Annotated in this window: 15 protein-coding genes; all 15 read left to right on the top strand. The window is 32.9% G+C overall.

The genetic code is table 11. The features are described from left to right. The first annotated feature begins 45 nt into the window (after nucleotides 1–45). The 15 genes from B0A68_RS15445 to B0A68_RS15370 all read left to right on the top strand — a co-directional run bounded on the left by B0A68_RS15445 (nucleotide 46) and on the right by B0A68_RS15370 (nucleotide 15,498). Nucleotides 46–1,191: a beta-ketoacyl-[acyl-carrier-protein] synthase family protein gene (locus B0A68_RS15445; RefSeq protein ID WP_035686922.1), complete on the top strand. Its 1,146-nt coding sequence runs from the start codon at nucleotides 46–48 to the stop codon at nucleotides 1,189–1,191. 293 nt (nucleotides 1,192–1,484) lie between these two features. After that, nucleotides 1,485–2,102, top strand: coding sequence for a beta-ketoacyl-[acyl-carrier-protein] synthase family protein (locus B0A68_RS15435; RefSeq protein WP_035686928.1), 618 nt, complete (start codon nucleotides 1,485–1,487; stop codon nucleotides 2,100–2,102). A gap of 2 nt (nucleotides 2,103–2,104) precedes the next feature. After that, nucleotides 2,105–2,362, top strand: coding sequence for a phosphopantetheine-binding protein (locus tag B0A68_RS15430; protein ID WP_035686934.1), 258 nt, complete (start codon nucleotides 2,105–2,107; stop codon nucleotides 2,360–2,362). A gap of 109 nt (nucleotides 2,363–2,471) precedes the next feature. Continuing rightward, entirely contained in the window at nucleotides 2,472–3,671 is a 1,200-nt protein-coding gene (locus tag B0A68_RS15425; protein ID WP_035686937.1) for a beta-ketoacyl-[acyl-carrier-protein] synthase family protein, read from the top strand. Beyond that, a complete protein-coding gene (locus B0A68_RS15420) occupies nucleotides 3,671–4,732 on the top strand; it encodes a beta-ketoacyl synthase N-terminal-like domain-containing protein (RefSeq protein ID WP_035686940.1) in 1,062 nt (353 codons plus the stop codon). Before B0A68_RS15425 ends, B0A68_RS15420 begins: the two co-directional genes overlap by 1 nt. Then, nucleotides 4,729–5,505 carry a polysaccharide deacetylase family protein gene (locus tag B0A68_RS15415; RefSeq protein WP_035686942.1) on the top strand — a complete coding sequence of 259 codons (777 nt, stop codon included), beginning with the start codon at nucleotides 4,729–4,731 and terminating at the stop codon, nucleotides 5,503–5,505. The genes B0A68_RS15420 and B0A68_RS15415 overlap by 4 nt, the downstream gene beginning before the upstream one ends. Beyond that, nucleotides 5,495–6,127: an outer membrane lipoprotein carrier protein LolA gene (locus B0A68_RS15410; protein ID WP_035686944.1), complete on the top strand. Its 633-nt coding sequence runs from the start codon at nucleotides 5,495–5,497 to the stop codon at nucleotides 6,125–6,127. The genes B0A68_RS15415 and B0A68_RS15410 overlap by 11 nt, the downstream gene beginning before the upstream one ends. Further along, nucleotides 6,093–6,728: a hypothetical protein gene (locus B0A68_RS15405; RefSeq protein WP_035686947.1), complete on the top strand. Its 636-nt coding sequence runs from the start codon at nucleotides 6,093–6,095 to the stop codon at nucleotides 6,726–6,728. Before B0A68_RS15410 ends, B0A68_RS15405 begins: the two co-directional genes overlap by 35 nt. Nucleotides 6,729–6,805: 77 nt before the next feature. Beyond that, nucleotides 6,806–7,423: an outer membrane beta-barrel protein gene (locus B0A68_RS15400; protein WP_035686951.1), complete on the top strand. Its 618-nt coding sequence runs from the start codon at nucleotides 6,806–6,808 to the stop codon at nucleotides 7,421–7,423. Nucleotides 7,424–7,425: 2 nt separating this feature from the next. After that, complete coding sequence (locus B0A68_RS15395; RefSeq protein WP_035686954.1) at nucleotides 7,426–8,028, top strand: outer membrane beta-barrel protein; 603 nt, start codon at nucleotides 7,426–7,428, stop codon at nucleotides 8,026–8,028. A gap of 113 nt (nucleotides 8,029–8,141) precedes the next feature. Beyond that, entirely contained in the window at nucleotides 8,142–8,513 is a 372-nt protein-coding gene (locus B0A68_RS15390; RefSeq protein WP_035686955.1) for a 3-hydroxyacyl-ACP dehydratase, read from the top strand. 2 nt (nucleotides 8,514–8,515) lie between these two features. Continuing rightward, nucleotides 8,516–9,001 carry a hypothetical protein gene (locus B0A68_RS15385; protein WP_035686957.1) on the top strand — a complete coding sequence of 162 codons (486 nt, stop codon included), beginning with the start codon at nucleotides 8,516–8,518 and terminating at the stop codon, nucleotides 8,999–9,001. An 18-nt stretch (nucleotides 9,002–9,019) separates the two neighbouring features. Further along, the gene (locus tag B0A68_RS15380) at nucleotides 9,020–10,213 is read left to right on the top strand and encodes a DUF2062 domain-containing protein (protein ID WP_035686959.1); all 1,194 of its coding nucleotides are present in this window, start codon (nucleotides 9,020–9,022) and stop codon (nucleotides 10,211–10,213) included. 84 nt (nucleotides 10,214–10,297) lie between these two features. Continuing rightward, on the top strand, nucleotides 10,298–13,984 hold the full coding sequence (locus B0A68_RS15375) for a 1-acyl-sn-glycerol-3-phosphate acyltransferase (protein WP_035686961.1): 3,687 nt from the start codon (nucleotides 10,298–10,300) through the stop codon (nucleotides 13,982–13,984). Next, nucleotides 13,981–15,498, top strand: a complete 1,518-nt coding sequence (locus B0A68_RS15370; RefSeq protein ID WP_035686963.1) for a phytoene desaturase family protein — start codon at nucleotides 13,981–13,983, stop codon at nucleotides 15,496–15,498. The genes B0A68_RS15375 and B0A68_RS15370 overlap by 4 nt, the downstream gene beginning before the upstream one ends. The last annotated feature ends 3 nt before the right edge of the window (nucleotides 15,499–15,501 follow it).

Below are 15,501 nucleotides of genomic sequence, written 5' to 3'. Positions count from 1 at the left end.
TACTTACAAGGTTTTGAAAACCTTGCAGGAATAAGAAAGAATAAAATGATGAGAGAAGTATACATTACAGAAACCAATTGCATCACACCGTTAGGGTTTAATGTCAAATCGAACATTGAGGCTGTTGTGAATGGTAAAACTGGAATTCAGCAACACGAAGATTCCTCTTTGATGCCCATGCCGTTTTATGCTTCTATTATTAATAATGAAGAATTGAACAGTGCCTTTGAAAAAATAAGCACCTCTAAAAAATATTCTCGTTTAGAGAAAATGATGATTTTGGCATTAGAGCCGATCATCAAAAATTCAGGAATTGAATTAAATTCAAAAACTGCCTTTATCCTTTCGACTACAAAAGGAAATGTTACGGCATTACAAAATGATTCTGAAGAAAGTTTTCAAAATGCACATTTAGATGTTTTAGCCAAAAACGTTTCAGATTTCTTCGGATTCATAACACAGCCTATTGTAATTTCGAATGCTTGTGTTTCTGGGATTTTAGCTGTTTCAATTGCCAAAAGAATGATTCAGTCTGAATTGTACGACAATGTTTTTATTATTGCCGGAGACGAAGTTTCTGAATTTGTTTTATCAGGATTTAATTCTTTTCAGGCAATGAGCGATCTGCCTTGTAAACCCTATTCTAAAAATAGAACTGGTGTTAGTTTAGGCGAAGCTGCAGCAGCGGTTTTAGTTTCAGCAGAAGCCAAAAATGCTAAAATAAAAGTAATTGGAGACAGTTCTATAAACGATGCAAATCATATTTCTGGTCCTTCAAGAACTGGGGAAGGTTTGTTTAGAAGTATCCAAAATGCTTTGAAAGAAGCTCAAATTGATACGGACAAACTTGATTATATTTCGGCACACGGAACCGCGACTCCTTTTAACGACGAAATGGAAGCCATTGCGCTAAGCCGTTTAGGTTTGCAGACTGTTCCTGTCAATAGTTTAAAAGGTTTTTACGGACATACATTAGGCGCTTCGGGATTATTAGAAACCGTAATTGCAATTGAATCGACAAATCAAAATATGCTTTTTGAATCTATAGGTTTTGATGAAATCGGCGTAAGTGAAGAAATAAATATTATTCAAAAAAACGAAGTTAAGAACATTGAGTTTTTCCTGAAAACAGCTTCTGGATTTGGAGGTTGTAATACGGCTGTGGTTTTTGAGAAAGTGAAAAGTAATTAAACACGAATTGCACTAATTTTTCACGGATTAATTTTAAAATATAGGGTTTTTAATCATTTGAAAATTCCGAACAAATCAAAAAATTGGAAAAATGGAAAACCCTTTCAATAAAATAAAAACAACAATTATATTTTTTATAATATACTTTTTCGGTGTAATACTGGTAAATAAATTGATTCCTGGAGACATTTGTAATCCTGGCGGAGGTTTTTTTATGGCTCTGCTTTTAATCCCTATAACTATTATTTTAATTTTTTTTAGAATTGTAAAATACTATCGAGAACATTAATAAAATGACTCAAAATAAAACCTACATACACGATTACATCACCATCCAAAACAACGAAATTGTTTTGAACGGAACTTCTGTGTTCAAAATTGATCCGACCGATTTTGCAGATTTCTCGAAACAAGCTTATCGCAATTTTGAAATTCAGTATCCAAAGTTTTTTAAAATGGATGCTTTGAGCAAACTCGCTTTTTTAGGATCAGAATTACTGCTGAGCCCAATAACTGTGGCCGATAAAGAAAACAATATTGCTTTGATCCTGGCCAATAAATCGTCAAGTTTAGACACCGATGTAAAATATCAGGAATCTCTTTCTAACAAAGAAGACTACTTTCCGAGCCCTGCAGTTTTCGTATATACACTGCCAAATATATGTTTAGGCGAAATAAGTATACGTCATCAGCTGAAAAGTGAAAATTCTTTTTTTATATTTGACGCCTTTAATCCTGAATTTATGTCGAATTATTCAAACATTCTTCTTAATTCAAACAAAGCCGATGTGGTTCTTTGTGGATGGGTTGAATTTTTTAATGACAATTATAAAGCTTTTCTTTGCACGATAAGTTCAGAAGAAAACTTAAAACATAAAAACGAAACTATCAATACATTATACAATAAATAATCATGGAAGCATTAAAAGCAGAATTAAAGAACAAAATTATCGCAACTTTAAACCTTGAAGATATCGCTGTAGAAGATATCGCAGATAACGATCCTTTATTTGGAGATGGTTTAGGTCTTGACTCAATTGATGCACTTGAATTAATTGTGATTTTAGACAAAGATTACGGTATCAAACTGGTTGACCCGAAAGAAGGAAAAACTATTTTTCAATCTATCGAAACAATGGCAGCTTACATTAGCGCAAACAGAACGAAGTAAGACTACTTAGACTTGCTTAGATTTTTTAGACTTCTTAGAGGAGTTATATCTAAATTCTAACAAGCCCAAAATCTAAGAAGTCTAAAAATCTAAATCCAAGAAGTCTAAAATGAAAAAAGGCGTTGCAATAACGGGAATGGGAATCATCTCTTCGATTGGGAATTCAGTCGAAGAAAATTTCGATTCACTATTAAATGAAAAACTTGCTATTACTCGTATAGAGCATATTACAACAGTTCACGCAGACATTATCAAGGTAGGAGAAATCAAAAAAACCAATTCAGAATTGGTTGACGACCTAAAACTTACTGCCGAAAACAACTTTTCGAGAACCGCCATGATTGGTGCATATGCAGCAAAACAAGCTGTAAAAAATGCAGGAATCACGTCGATAAACGAATATAGAACCGGACTTATCTCTGCTACAAGCGTTGGCGGCATGGACATGACCGAAAAACATTATTATGATTATTTTACAAATCCTGAATTGGTAAAATACATCAGCTGTCATGATGGCGGCGACGTTGCAGATAAAATTGCAGAAGAATTAGGAATAAAAGGGCTTGTAACTACAATTAGTACAGCTTGTTCCTCTGCTGCAAATTCTATTATGCTTGGTGCGAGATTGATAAAAAGCGGTAAACTGGATCGCGTTATTGTGGGCGGAACAGATGCTTTGGCAAAATTTACAATTAATGGGTTTAAAACTCTGATGATTTTATCTGACGATTACAATAAACCTTTTGACAATAATCGTAAAGGATTAAATCTTGGTGAAGCTGCAGCATATTTGGTTTTAGAATCTGATGAAGTTGTAGAGAAACAAAACAAAAAGGTACTGGCGCGTGTTTCTGGTTACGGAAATGCAAATGATGCTTTTCACCAGACTGCATCTTCAGAAAATGGAGACGGCGCTTATCTGGCAATGAAAAAAGCTTTTGAAGTTTCTGGTTTAAAACCTTCAGACATTGACTACATCAATGTACACGGAACTGCAACTCCAAATAATGATTTGTCTGAAGGAAGAGCGATACTCCGAATTTATGAAGACGAAAAGGTTCCGGATTTTAGTTCTACAAAACCTTTTACAGGACATACTTTGGCCGCTGCTGCTGCTATTGAAGCTGTTTACAGCGTTTTGGCCATTCAGAATGGTGTTGTTTATCCAAATTTGAATTTTGAAACTCCAATGGAAGAATTTGATTTAAAGCCGCATACTTCCTTAAAAAATAAAAATATCGAACATGTTTTATCCAATTCTTTTGGTTTTGGAGGAAATTGTTCTACCCTTATATTTTCAAAAAGCTAATGAAAAAGACTTATATAAATGGCGTTGGCTGCATCTCTGCTCAAAAAACATTTGATACTATTTTTTTAGAAGAAGCCGTAGAAAATAATACTGAAACGGTTCTTTCTGTCAATGCTCCTGTATACAAAGATTATATTGCTCCTGCAGCTGCAAGAAGAATGGCAAAAGGAATAAAAAACGGAATTGTAGCTTCGGCATTGGCATTAAAAGATGCTAATTCAGAAAATGTAGATGCTATTATTACCGGCACTGGTTTAGGATGTATTGAAGATTCTGAAAAATTCCTGAAAAATATTCTGGATAACAATGAAGAATTCTTAACGCCTACTTCTTTTATTCAATCTACTCATAATACGGTTGGAGCACAAATTGCTTTAAATCTAAAATGCAAAGGGTATAATTTTACTTATGTAAATGGAGCGGTTTCTTTTGAGTCTGCCCTTTTAGATGCTAAAATGCAGATTGAAAATGATGAAGTAAATTCAGTTTTGGCTGGAGGTATAGATGAAAATGGAGATTATACGATTTCTCTTTTTAAACTTGCCGGACGTGTTAAAAATGAACTTGAACAGCCTTTCAATTTTTTAACTTCAACTACAACTGGAGCCGTTCACGGTGAAGGCGCTGTTTTTTTTGTGTTAGAAAATGAAAAGAAAGACACTACTTATGCTCAAATTGTTGATGTTGAAATCAAAAATAATTTAGAGGAAAATGAAATTGAAGGTGAAATAACTGCATTTCTAAAAACTAACAATTTACAAGTTTCTGATCTGGATGCCGTAATTTTGGGTTATAACAGCGATGCTAAATTTGATTCTTATTATAAAAACACAGCTGAAAATATTTTTGCACAAACACCTCAATTGTATTACAAACACTTGTGCGGCGAATATGATACTGCTTCTGCATTTGCACTTTGGACAGCATCAAAAATTATAAAAACACAAGAGGTTCCAGAAATTCTAAAAGCAAATTCGGTTATAAGACCAGCTTATAATACTATTTTATTGTACAACCAATTAAGTGGAAAAAACCATAGTTTTACGTTACTGTCAAAATGATAACGCATAAAAACATTTCGTTGTTTTTTATTTTTCTATTGCTCTTACTGGTTCTTCTGAATTTTTATACAGCAATTAGTTTATGGTATTTCTTTGCTGTAATTTTAATTTGGTTAGGAATAAACGCAGTCTTTTCTGCCCGGATAACTTCTAACTATCACGTAAAAGCATTTTGCAGTAATCCATCTGAGAAAGAAAAAAAAATTGCGATTACTTTTGATGACGGACCAAGCAAATACACTTTGGAAGTTTTAGATCTTTTGAGAAAATACAACGTCAAAGCTGCTTTTTTCTGCATTGGAAAAAATGCTGAAGCTTATCCTGAAATTGTAAAACAGATTATTGATGAAGGTCATCTTGTTGGGAATCATTCTTATAATCACTCTCCATTTTTTGATCTTTATAATGCAAAAAATATAGCCAAAGAAATTCAGAAAACAGATGAATTATTTGTTAAACTAATTTCTAAAAAACTAAATTTTTTCAGGCCTCCTTATGGTGTCACAACTCCATCTATACGCAGAGCATTAAAAATTACGGGACATAAAGTTATCGGATGGAATATTAGATCGCTTGACGGCGGTACAAAAGATCAGAATTTAATTTTCAATCGAATTATAAAACGTATTTCTCCCGGCGGAATTGTACTTTTGCATGATACTGCGCCTCACTCCGTTTTGGTATTGGAACAGTTTTTGCAATTTTTACAGCAAAATAAATACGAAGTAATTTCTATCGAAAAACTTTTGAATCTTAAAGCTTATGAAAACTAAAATATTTTTATTCCTTCTCATACTAAACAGCTGCAATACTGCATTTGCACAGGAACAAAAAATGACCGATGCCGAAATTACTTCTTTTAAACAAGATGTAAATGTTGTGGCAAAGAAAATCAAGACCCTGAGCACCGATTTTGTTCAGTACAAACATTTGGATTTTTTATCAAAAGATATTGAAACCTCTGGTAAAATGATTTTTAAGGAACCTGACTTACTTCAATGGCAGTACAAGAAACCATACAATTACAGTATTGTTTTTAAAAACGGGAAGATCCTGATTAACGACGAAGGAAAGAAAAGTGCCGTTGATATTGGAAACAGTAAAATCTTTGCGCGTATCAATAAATTAATTGTTGGCAGTGTAAGCGGGAATATGTTTGATGATAAGGAATTTACAATTTCTTATTTTAAAGTAAAAGGACAAAATCTCGCTAAATTTATTCCGAAAGATGCAACGCTGAAAAAATACATAAAACAAATTGAGCTGACTTTTGACAAAGAAGAAGCAACTGTGGTGCAGGTAAAATTATTAGAATCCTCTGAAGATTATACCCGAATTGTTCTTAAAAACAAAGTAATCAATGCAAAAATCGACGATTCAGTTTTTTCTAATTAACTGTTTTTTGGTTCTTATTTTATCTTCTTGCGGCTCTGTCACAAAAGATTATACACCAAAAAAACTAGACAAAACATCTTATCAGGCTCCTTATTTCTCCGATTCCAAAACCGATTATGTTTATAAAGCAAATATCACGGTTTACGGAAACGAAATCAGTGGTATTTTTATAGCCAAAAAAATCAATGACACTACACACAGAGTTGTTTTTACTACTGAATTCGGAAATAAATTAATGGATTTTGAGATTTCTGAAACCACTTTTAAAGTCAATTCCATTGTATCAGAATTAGACCGAAAGATTTTAGTTAACACCTTAAAAGAAGATTTTCGACTTATACTTAAAAAAGATTATTTGTTTCAGTCAGCGTATGAAAATGACTCATTTAATATTTACAGATCAAAAGATGGAAAGAGAGATAATTATATTTTTATTTCTAAAAAAGATCAGAAATTAGAAAAACTCATTCGCGCTTCTCAAACAAAAGAAAAAATAACTGTTCTTTTTAACTCAGAAAACAATATTTTTGCCGAAAGAATTCAGATAATTCATCAAAATATTAAGCTAAAAATTGAATTGAATTATTTTAAAGCAGAATAAGATTAAAACATTTAGTAACCTTTAAATCAGGTTTTCAGATTATTTTTATCAGCTACACTTTTAAAATCTAATTATAAATGAGTTCAAAAAAAATATTGATTTTTACAACTGTATTTTTATCGTTAATAAAAATTCACGCGCAAGATATCGTTAAACCTGGTATAAGAGCGGGGTTGGGACTTTCTACAATTTCTGAAATGCACGCATCTTACAAAGCAGATTTTTATGCAGGTGCTTTTGCTCAAATTAATCTAACGAAGTACTATTCGCTGCAGCCAGAAATCAACTACAGCAGACAAGGTTCTAATAATGTAGGCAGAAATTATTTTGATGAAGCTGCTCAAACAGACCGGGTAGAATATAGAGATCTAAAGATGGAATATTTGTCTCTGGGTATAATGAATAAGTTTACTTTTGGACCAGGATTACAGCTGCAGGTTGGCCCATCGTTAGATATTTTATTAAACGACAATTTGGTCGTGAGAAAAACTGCAAATGACCTTGCTGTTGTGGCCGGAATCGCTTATGCTTTTCCTTCGGGCATAACAATTGAAGCGAGATTTAAAAAAGGTCTTTTTGACGTACTCGACAGCGATTACTATTACAACGACAGAAATGATTATTATTTATTTGGAGATTATAATACCAATAATAATTTTCAGATAGGAATTAGTTATACATTTAAAGTAAAATAAGGATGAAAAAAATAATTACAATCGGATTTCTTTTAATTGGATTTTTTACATCCAGCGCACAAGTTACTTTCAGACCTGGAATAAGAGCGGGGTTAAGTCTTTCTACCCTTGGATTTAATGGAGATTTTAAGCCCGATTTTTATGTCGGTGCTTTAGGCGAAATTAAACTGACAAAACGTTACTCACTTCAGCCGGAAATCAATTACAGCAGACAGGGTGCAAATAATTTAGAACAATTTAGCATTGATTATGATAATGGCGGTTATATTGAGCGTGTCGGGTATTATGATGTAAATATTGATTACTTATCTGTTTCTATGATCAATAAATTTTCTTTTAAATCTGGGGTTCAAATTCAATTTGGTCCAACTGTTGATTTTATTGTAAACTCCAATTTACGTTATTCTGACTCTGATGTGGATTTTGGTTTTGTTACTGGTGTTGGCTACAAATTACCTTCAGGTTTGATCATTGAGGCACGTTTTAAAGCAAACGTATTAGATAATTATGGAAGCTATAATGATGGGTATTATTACGAAGAAAATAATTATAGTCCGAGTTTAGCTTTTCAGATCGGAGTTTCTTATACATTTGGGAAAAAATAAAAAAAGAGAACTAATTAACAATTAATCGTTTCACATACAAGAAGTGCGAATATTGATGTCAATTTAGTACTTGTATTTGGTACAGCTTATACATTGGGAAAATAATATAATATATGGTTTTAAAAGATTTTTACAAAATACTTTCGGAAGAAAAAACTGGCGATTTTAAATATAATATTCGTATTTTAGTTAATGCGAAACATGAGGTGTTTAAAGGTCACTTTCCAGGAAACCCAATTATGCCGGGAGTTTGCATGATACAAATCATTAAAGAATTGACTGAGAAGATCACTCAGCAGAATTTGGTGATACAGACACTTGCAAATGTAAAATTTATGGCACTTATTAATCCTGATGTTACTCCGGAATTGAGATTGGAGCTTGACATTACAAATACTGAAGATGATTTCGTAAAGGTGAAAAACACCACATATTTTAACGATACTGTTGCGCTAAAATTAAGCAACACTTATAAAAAGATATAATTATGAAATTATTATTGTCACTACTTTTATGGATTAATTTTGCTGCCACACCAGATTTGGCCAGCATTAGAAAAATGTACACTGATGTTGCAAAATCAGAAACTGCTGCTAAAGATTTTTTAGAAAAACTTTCAGGCGTTTCTAGCAGCGACGAAAAAATTCTAGTAGCTTACAAAGCTGCTTCTATTTTATTAGATTCAAAATTTGAGTCAAAATTAGGAGAAAAAATTGAGCGCTTTAAAGAAGGTGCCAAACTCCTTGAATCGACTGTTGCAAGCGATCCTAATAATGTCGAAATTAGAATGATCCGATTAAGTATACAGGAAAATGTTCCTGGAATTACGGGTTACAAAAAGAACATTAAAGAGGATAAAAAATTTATTGCCGCTCACTATGCTGAGCAAAATGCTACATTAAAAGAATATCTAAAAAACTTTGTTTTACAATCTAAAAGTTTCTCTACCAAAGAGAAGCAATTTGTGAAGTAGGGCAAGAAATCCCCCTCAATGAAAGCTACTTTGTTAGACCAAGAGCTACTAAATTCTATAAGGTTTTGTGTTATTGTACCCACGTACAATAATCACAAAACCTTAAAAAAAGTACTAGATTCTATTTTAGATTACACCCAAAACATCATTATTGTTAATGATGGATCTACTGATCAAACTAGTGAAATCTTAAAACAATACTCAGAGCTTGCACAAATTCATCACGCCAAAAATTCCGGAAAAGGAATCGCTTTAAGAAATGGATTCAAAAAAGCAATCGAAATGAATTTTGAATATGCTGTAACGATCGATTCTGACGGCCAGCATTTTGCTTCTGACATTCCGTCTTTTCTTACCGAAATTCAAAAAGAGCCAAACTCTTTATTGATCGGGAGCCGCAATATGACTCAGGAAAATGTACCTAAAAAAAGCAGTTTTGGTAATAAATTTTCCAACTTCTGGTTTTGGTTCGAAACGGGAATCAGACTTGAAGATACACAATCGGGTTTCAGATCGTATCCTTTATCATTTCTTCCAAAAAGATTTTACACTAATAAATTTGAATTTGAAATTGAAGTTATTGTACGCGCTGCCTGGAAAGGTGTCGTGGTTAAAAACATTCCAATTCAGGTTTTGTACGATCCTTCAGAACGTGTTTCTCATTTCCGTCCCTTCAAAGATTTTACCAGAATCAGTATTTTAAATACCGTTTTGGTACTAAATGCTCTTTTATACATCAAACCACGTGACTTTCTTCGGAGAGCAAAAAAAAAAGGCTTTAAAAAATTCTTTCTCGAAGATGTTTTAGAAAGCAGTGATTCTGATTTTAAAAAATCGGCTGCAATTGCTTTGGGAATATTTATCGGAATTTCTCCATTTTGGGGATTTCAAACTATTTTACTTCTATTTTTTGCAACACTTTTCAGACTCAATAAAGTGATTGCCTTTATGTCTTCTAATGTGAGTTTCCCTCCGTTTATTCCCTTTATTATTTATGGATCGCTAAAAATGGGAAGTTACTTTGTACAGACAGATGCTCCTTTGGTTTTAGACAATTCTATTACCCTCGATAATATTCAAAAAAATGCTACACAATATATCGTAGGAAGTCTTATTTTAGCAGCCGTTTCTGCATTGCTATTTGGTCTTTTGACCTATTTGCTTTTAACTCTTTTTAAGAGAGTAAAGAAACAAAAGGAAACATCAAATTAAATTTATAGACTAAAAAAGATTTTAAACAATCTAAGCGGTAATCTATAGAAAATCAGTTTAATTTGCAGCTAAAAAAAACGCAGCATGCACCACTATTTTTACGCCATACATTTATTTGTAAACCGAAGAAAATCTTTATCGGTCTTTTTGGCCTTAGCCTTGCTTTTTGTTTTTGGCTTTTTTGCTTCGCAGTTAAAATTTGAAGAAGACATTACCAAGCTTATTCCGACAAATGATAAGTCTGATGTAACGGCTAAAGTTCTTAAACAGCTTAATTTTGCTGACAAAACTACGGTTATCTTCAAACTCCAAAAAAATGGTACTGAAGAAGATTTACAAGAAATGGCTGCTGCATTTTCTGACAGCACAGCAAAATCCTGCAAACCGTTTATAACTGGAATTCAGGGAAAAATAGACGAAGAAAACATTCAGGAAACTATAGATTTTGTTTACAATAATCTTCCTCTTTTTTTAAATGATAAAGATTACGCTGCCATTCAGAATAAATTACAAAAAGACAGTATTGCGGCAACTGTTCAGGGAAATTACAAATCTATTATTTCTCCTTCCGGATTTATCACAAAGGATTTTATACTTCAGGATCCTTTCGGGATTTCTTTCATTGCTTTAAAAAAATTACAGCAGCTCAATGTTGGTGATGATTTTACGCTTAGCAATGGTTTTGTAATGACCAAAGACAAAAAAAAATTATTGCTCTTTATTACATCAAATCTACCGTCTAGCGAAACTGAAAAAAACACCATTTTTGCTGCTAAACTTCAATCTATTCAAGATAATTTAAACGCAAAATTTAAGAACAAAGCTTCTGTTAGTTATTTTGGTTCTGCTTTAATTGCAGTTGCCAATGCCAAACAAATTAAGAGCGATATTATTTTGACAACATCTATTGCGATGTTTACGTTAATGCTGATTTTAATTTTATTCTATCGCAAAATCTTAATTCCGTTTATCATTTTTCTGCCAACCGTATTTGGTGCTTTATTTGCTGTAGCCTTTTTATATCTTGTAAAAGAACAGATTTCGGCAATTTCACTAGGAATTGGTTCTATTTTATTAGGAATTACGATCGATTATTCTATCCATATTCTTACGCATTATAAACACAACAGTGATGTAAAAACTTTGTACAAAGACATTACAATGCCTGTAATCATGAGCAGTTCTACCACTGCTGTTGCTTTTTTATGTCTTCTTTTTGTAAAATCTGACGCGTTGAATGACTTAGGTATTTTTGCCGCAGTGATTGTTATGGCTTCGGCTTTTTTCTCGCTGCTAATTGTACCTCATTTATACAAACCATTAGAAAATCCAGAGCTTCATAAAAAAAATGCAATTGATAAATTGGCTCACTTTTCATTTCACAATAATAAAATCCTGATCGGATTTTGTGTATTGATCACTATTGTCTGCTTTTTCACCTATAATAATGTCGGATTCAACAACGACTTATCTCAGCTGAATTTTGTTCCAAAAGAGATAAAAGCAGCAGAAAAAGATCTTGAAGAAAGCACTAGTTTAACTTCAAAAACAATTTACCTTGCTTCTTACGGAAAAAGTATGGAGGAAGTTTTGAAAAACAACAGCCGTCTTTTTTCAGATTTATCCAAAGAAAAACAAGAGCATAAAATATTAAATTTTAGTTCTGTTGGAGGAATTATGCTTTCGCAGCAAGAGCAGGAAAAGAAAATTCAAAAATGGAAATCATTTTGGGACGACAATAAAAAACAGCTTTTACAATCGCAATTAATTTCAGAAGGCGCAGCATTAGGATTTAAACCTACAACATATAGTGCTTTTTTTGAGCATTTGAATTTTAATTTCAAACCCATTTCAGCTTCAGATTATCTAAAAGTCCAAGCATTACAGCTGCACGAATTTGTCACCGAAAAAAACGGTTTTTTTACTATTTCTACATTAGTAAAAGTGGCTCCGGAACAGCGTGATGCTTTTGTAAAATCAACCGCGTCAAAAGATAATCTCATTGCTATTGATCGCCAGCAGATGAACGAAACATTTTTCAGCACATTAAAAACCGATTTTAATTCTCTGGTAAATTATTCTTTTGTCGCTGTAGTTCTTATTTTATTTTTCTTTTTTAGAAGAATCGAATTGGTTATTGTAAGCTGTATTCCAATTGCTTTAACAGGAATTGTAACTGCAGGAATTATGGGCATATTTGGCATTCAGATGAATATTTTCAGCATGATTGTCTGCACTCTAATTTTTGGACATGGTGTCGATTTTAGTATTTTCATGACCAGTGCACTTCAGAAAGAATTCACCAACGGAAAAAACGAAATTGCTATTTACAGAACCTCTATAATTCTTGCCGTAATTACAACCATTTTAGGAATTGGCGCCATGATTTTTGCGCAGCATCCTGCACTGAGATCTATTTCATCTGTTTCTTTGATCGGGGTTTTTGCAGCACTTATTATAACGTTTATTTTTTATCCGATTTTGTTTAAATTGTTTTTATCAAATCGAACAAAAAAAGGAAATGCTCCTTTTGAATTACGAAGTCTGATTCACGGAATCATTTCATTTACTTATTACGGACTCGGCGGTATATTAATGTCTCTTTTCAGCATAACGATCATGCCGATTATTCCGATAAAAGAAAAAACTAAAATGAAAGCATTTCGATATACGATTTCAAAATTCATGAAATCAGTATTGTATTCGAATCCTTTTCTTCATAAAAAAATAATTAATCCGCATAATGAAAATTTTGAGAAACCAGCCATTCTAATTGCTAATCACTCTTCGTTTATCGATATTCTGGCAATGGGAATGCTGAGTCCAAAAATTATATTTTTGGTAAGCGACTGGGTGTACAACTCTCCTATTTTTGGCGGAACCGTTAGAAAAGCAGGTTTTTATCCAGTTTCTGAAGGACTCGAAGGTGGTGTCGAACATCTTCGCCAAAAAGTAAACGAAGGATATTCGCTGATGATTTTTCCAGAAGGAACACGTTCAGAAAGCAATCAGGTGAAACGTTTTCATAAAGGTGCTTTTTTCCTTGCAGAAGAATTTAATTTAGACATTGTTCCGGTTTTAATTCACGGCGCTTCTGAAGCAATTCCAAAAGGAGATTTTGTGATTCATCACAGTTATCTTACTCTTTCTATTTTAGAAAGAATTACGCCTGACAATCTCTCTTTTGGAAAAAATTACGCAGAAAGAACCAAACAAATTGGAAACTTCTTTAAAGATGAATTTAGTAAAGTCCGCGAGAAATTAGAAGGTCCCGAATATTGGAAAAAAATGCTTATTCATAGTTATGATTACAAAGAAATTGAAGTTATAAATAGTGTTAAAAGTAATTTAGAAACACATTTGAATATTTATCATCATTTAAATAAGTATCTTTCGGCGAAAGCCAGAATACTGCATTTGGGAGATGACTACGGACAATTGGATGTATTATTGGCATTGCAGGAACCACAGCGAAAAATAGATTCTTACAATTCAGACGAAGAAAAACAGGCCGTTGCCAAAACCAATTATATGATCGTTAAAAGAAAAATTTCTTATTTGGAAAATCTTCAAACAGCTTCGCAAAACAAATATGATGTTGTTTTAATTTCTGATGAAAAATATAAAAACGATTTGGATAAAATAGCCGAAAATACCTCTCAGATAATTTTGATTGGCAGCTCTGATTTAAAAAATATAATAGTACAACACGGTTTTGAGTGTACTCTGGAAGAAAACTCATTGCAATTATTTAAGAAAAAAACAGCATGAAAGAAAGATACGATGTTGTGATAATTGGAAGTGGTTTAGGCGGCTTAGTTTCGTCTATTATTCTGGCGAAAGAAGGCTACAGTGTTTGTGTACTTGAAAAGAACAATCAATTTGGGGGTAATCTCCAGACTTTTGTTAGAGATAAAACTATTTTTGATACTGGCATTCACTATATTGGAGGTTTAAGCGAGGGCGAAAATCTCTACAAGTATTTTCAATATATAGGAATCATGGAACATTTGAATCTAAAGAAAATGGATGAAAATGGTTTTGATATGATTTCTTTTGAAGATGATGCAATACAATATCCGCATGCGCAGGGTTATGAAAATTTCATCGATCAGCTTGCTGTTTTTTTCCCTGAAGAGCGTCAAAATCTAGCGGATTATTGCGAAAAAGTAAAATCGATCTGCAATTCTTTTCCGCTTTACAATTTACAATGGGAAGGAAAATACGATAGTGAAGTTTTAGCGCTAAACGCTAAAGAAATGATCGATAACTTCACTCAAAATGAGAAACTAAAAGCAGTCTTGGCAGGTTCCAATTTTTTGTACGCAGGAATTGCTGACAAATCGCCTTTTTATGTTCATGCGCTTTCTGTAAACTCCTATATTCAGAGTTCATGGCGCTGTATAAATGGCGGAAGCCAGATTACAAAACAGCTTTTAAAACAACTTAAAAATTACGGCGGCGAATTCTATAAATATAAAGAAGTTACCAGTTTAAATATTGAAGATAATAAAGTGGTTTCGGCAGAAATGAAAGATGGAACAACCGTTTCAGGATCTCATTTTATTTCGAATATAGAACTGAAAACTACGCTGAAAATGGCTGGTGAAGAGAATTTCAGAAAATCTTTTTACAAACGAATTCAAAGTCTTGAAGGTGTTATTTCTGCATTTAGTCTTTATATCGTTTTTAAGCCTCAGACATTTAAGTATATCAATCATAATCATTATCATTTTAAAAATAGTAATGAAGTTTGGGAAGCACACGAATACGATGAAAATTCCTGGCCAAAAGCTTTTATGGCTTCTATGAATGCTTCTAAAAAAGAAGATTCATGGGCAGAAGGAATGACCTGTATTACCTACATGAAATATGACGATGTACTCCCTTGGGTAGATACGTTTAATACTACGGTCGAAGAAAATGACCGCGGCGAAAGTTATGAGGAATTTAAATCAAGAAAAGCTGCCAAATTTCTGGACGCAATTGAGGTAAAATTTCCTGGAATAAGAGACTGCATAAAATCGATTCATACTTCGACACCGCTTTCTTATCGCGATTATATTGGAGGCGACGGAGGAAATATGTACGGGTATATAAAAGATTCGAGCAACCCGATGAAAACTTTTATTCCGGCCAAAACCAAATTAGATAATTTATTACTTACCGGACAAAGCATCAGCATGCACGGAGTTTTGGGTGTTACAATTGGTGCCGTTGTAACCTGCTCAGAAATTGTTGGTAAAGAATATTTAGTAACTAAAATTAATAAAGCGACTGAATAAAAA

The sequence above is a fragment of the Flavobacterium reichenbachii genome (assembly GCF_002217435.1).
Taxonomy (GTDB): domain Bacteria; phylum Bacteroidota; class Bacteroidia; order Flavobacteriales; family Flavobacteriaceae; genus Flavobacterium; species Flavobacterium reichenbachii.
This window is presented reverse-complemented; position numbering and strand designations above follow the sequence as displayed.

What these genes read in the sequence shown, in the direction of transcription:
- B0A68_RS15445 (WP_035686922.1), top strand. Translation starts at nt 46, where the DNA reads ATGATGAGAGAAGTATACATTACAGAAACCAATTGCATCACACCGTTA.
- B0A68_RS15435 (WP_035686928.1), top strand. Translation starts at nt 1,485, where the DNA reads ATGACTCAAAATAAAACCTACATACACGATTACATCACCATCCAAAAC.
- B0A68_RS15430 (WP_035686934.1), top strand. Translation starts at nt 2,105, where the DNA reads ATGGAAGCATTAAAAGCAGAATTAAAGAACAAAATTATCGCAACTTTA.
- B0A68_RS15425 (WP_035686937.1), top strand. Translation starts at nt 2,472, where the DNA reads ATGAAAAAAGGCGTTGCAATAACGGGAATGGGAATCATCTCTTCGATT.
- B0A68_RS15420 (WP_035686940.1), top strand. Translation starts at nt 3,671, where the DNA reads ATGAAAAAGACTTATATAAATGGCGTTGGCTGCATCTCTGCTCAAAAA.
- B0A68_RS15415 (WP_035686942.1), top strand. Translation starts at nt 4,729, where the DNA reads ATGATAACGCATAAAAACATTTCGTTGTTTTTTATTTTTCTATTGCTC.
- B0A68_RS15410 (WP_035686944.1), top strand. Translation starts at nt 5,495, where the DNA reads ATGAAAACTAAAATATTTTTATTCCTTCTCATACTAAACAGCTGCAAT.
- B0A68_RS15405 (WP_035686947.1), top strand. Translation starts at nt 6,093, where the DNA reads ATGCAAAAATCGACGATTCAGTTTTTTCTAATTAACTGTTTTTTGGTT.
- B0A68_RS15400 (WP_035686951.1), top strand. Translation starts at nt 6,806, where the DNA reads ATGAGTTCAAAAAAAATATTGATTTTTACAACTGTATTTTTATCGTTA.
- B0A68_RS15395 (WP_035686954.1), top strand. Translation starts at nt 7,426, where the DNA reads ATGAAAAAAATAATTACAATCGGATTTCTTTTAATTGGATTTTTTACA.
- B0A68_RS15390 (WP_035686955.1), top strand. Translation starts at nt 8,142, where the DNA reads ATGGTTTTAAAAGATTTTTACAAAATACTTTCGGAAGAAAAAACTGGC.
- B0A68_RS15385 (WP_035686957.1), top strand. Translation starts at nt 8,516, where the DNA reads ATGAAATTATTATTGTCACTACTTTTATGGATTAATTTTGCTGCCACA.
- B0A68_RS15380 (WP_035686959.1), top strand. Translation starts at nt 9,020, where the DNA reads ATGAAAGCTACTTTGTTAGACCAAGAGCTACTAAATTCTATAAGGTTT.
- B0A68_RS15375 (WP_035686961.1), top strand. Translation starts at nt 10,298, where the DNA reads ATGCACCACTATTTTTACGCCATACATTTATTTGTAAACCGAAGAAAA.
- B0A68_RS15370 (WP_035686963.1), top strand. Translation starts at nt 13,981, where the DNA reads ATGAAAGAAAGATACGATGTTGTGATAATTGGAAGTGGTTTAGGCGGC.